Genomic DNA, 440 nt, shown 5'->3' with positions numbered 1-440 from the left:
CCTGATTTTTATCAGCGGCTATGCGGAGAAGGAGAATTTAATTGCTGCGATCAGTTTATCAGCAGTAAGCTTTGTGGAAAAACCGTTTTCTATTGATGAACTGGAAGCTGCGATCCAAAAAGCCGTGGATCACTGCTTTGCAAACCACGAAACGGCATACTTAAAATCATCTCTCCGTTGTAATCTGCCGGTGATCGAGGAATTTGTGGTCAAGGGGCTGATCGGGGGGAAAATTACAGACGAGCTCCTCGATAACTGCCGATTCCCGGAATTTCCGGCAGATCGGAGAACGTGTTTCCAAGTGTTGTTATTTGAGGCGAGGGAAGCCGTCAGAGTGAGAGCGGAGTTCCTGGGAACCATCCTTTCGTATTTTGAAGAACGGCAGGAGCGGACGGTGAAATACTTCCGCAGTGACCGGGAGCTTGTCATGATCCTGTTCA

General features: G+C 48.4%; 1 protein-coding gene. It reads left to right on the top strand.

Going from position 1 to position 440, the window contains the following annotated elements; genetic code table 11:
* Positions 1 to 440, top strand: a 440-nt coding sequence (locus NE473_RS30250; RefSeq protein ID WP_502802853.1) for a response regulator, incomplete at both ends; no start/stop codon positions are given.

It is taken from the genome of Hungatella sp. SL.1.14 (assembly GCF_024460495.1).
Taxonomy (GTDB): Bacteria; Bacillota; Clostridia; order Lachnospirales; family Lachnospiraceae; genus Hungatella; species Hungatella hathewayi.
This window is presented reverse-complemented; position numbering and strand designations above follow the sequence as displayed.